This window comes from uncultured Clostridium sp. (genome assembly GCF_937920395.1).
GTDB lineage: Bacteria > Bacillota > Clostridia > Clostridiales > Clostridiaceae > Clostridium_AD.
The window spans coordinates 1-1,616 of sequence record NZ_CALEVF010000093.1 but is presented as its reverse complement, the minus strand read 5'-3'; the positions used below and the strand labels follow the sequence as shown (position 1 = coordinate 1,616).

Annotated in this window: 1 protein-coding gene; it reads left to right on the top strand. The window is 34.3% G+C overall.

All coding sequences use genetic code 11. The annotated features are described in order from the left end of the window. Positions 1-1,399, top strand: a 1,399-nt coding sequence (locus tag Q0649_RS08830; RefSeq protein WP_367179366.1) for a transposase, incomplete at its 5' end; no start/stop codon positions are given. Between the last annotated feature and the right edge of the window lie 217 nt (positions 1,400-1,616).

Here is a 1,616-nt window from a genome sequence, read left to right as displayed (position 1 = left end):
TCAAGTATTACTTTCTCAAATTAAACATTTACTTGTTTTTATTGCTAAAAATATACCACTAAAGGTTTTGAAATACGATATGACAAGTCCTAAATATAAAAAGCTTACTGTAGATAAATTACCAATTATTAAGACCTTCAAAAAGCTAGATTACAAGCAACTCTTAGCTGAGTATAAAATCAGTAATGGCAAAGATAAAAAGCCTGTCAATTCTCGTGGGAAACATCCTATATCATCTGATACTATATGCCCTCAATGTGGTGCTCCGCACACCTACATCTATGATAACGCCGGAGGCCGCGGGCAGCTTTGGTGCAAAGTTTGTGATATGCATTTTAATAAAAACAAAGATGATTTTAAAACCGAAAAACTCATCTGCCCATTTTGTGGACATGCTCTAAGTAAAACGAAGGAGCGCAAGAATTTTTATGTCCATAAATGTATTAATAAAAAATGTACTTATTACCTACACTCTCTTGCAAGTCTTTCACTTGAAGACATTAAGGAATATAAGAAAGATAAACACAAATTTAAGCTACATTACATTTACCGTGAGTTTACCACTAATTATTTTGATGTAGATTTATCTTCGATGCCAAAAGGCGCTACTAGCCTCAAGTTCAGAAATTTTTCTTCACATGTAATGGGACTTTGTCTAACATATAACGTTAATTTGGGACTATCTACACGCCGTACGGCGCTTGCTCTTTGGGAAATCCATGGGGTCAAAATATCTCATGTCATGGTTAGTAGATACGCCATTGCAGCTGCCGCTTTTGTCAAACCCTATGTGGACAACTATGATTATAAGCCCACTAATTATCTTGCCGCTGATGAAACCTATACTAAAGTAAAAGGAGTTCATCAATATATCTGGCTTGTTATGGATGCCATCAAAAAATCAATTTTAGGATACCAAGCCTCTTTTAGTCGTGATACTGGTCCTTGTATTTTAACTATGCGTATGGCATTTAATAAGTTTAAAGAGTTTCCCGGCAAGTCTCTTAAATTCGTTGCTGATGGCTATACCGCATATAAGCTTGCTGAGCAACAGTTTAAACTTAACGGCATGGACTTTAATGTAATTCAAGTAATAGGGCTTACTAACTCTGATCCTATATCAACTGAGTATCGTTGGCTAAAACAAATAATAGAGCGTCTCAACAGAACTTTTAAATTTTCCTATAGAGTTACAAATGGCTTTGGCAGTGAAGAAGGTTCCAATACGCACTTGGCATTGTTTGTAGCATATTACAACTTTCTCCGTCCTCATAGCTACGCTTATTGGGGACCATTAAACTCAATCCCTGAACTTGAAAAGATTCCTACTATGCCAGGAAAATGGCAAAAGCTAATTGAACTTTCACAACAACTTATAATAGAAAAACAGGTTGTATAGGTCAATTTATCTTTAATATAGTTAAATTTCTTACCCGTCAGGGTTTCGTAAAAAAGGAACGATCTGAACAGGTATATTTTTGCTGCCATTTTTTATTCAACTGGAACAAAATTCTTAATTAATACACATTCTTAAAAACACTTTTGCTAATATTTTCTGCAATAAAGTATGTTTTCATTTCTAATTAGAGGTATATATCCTAATTTTCCCAATTATT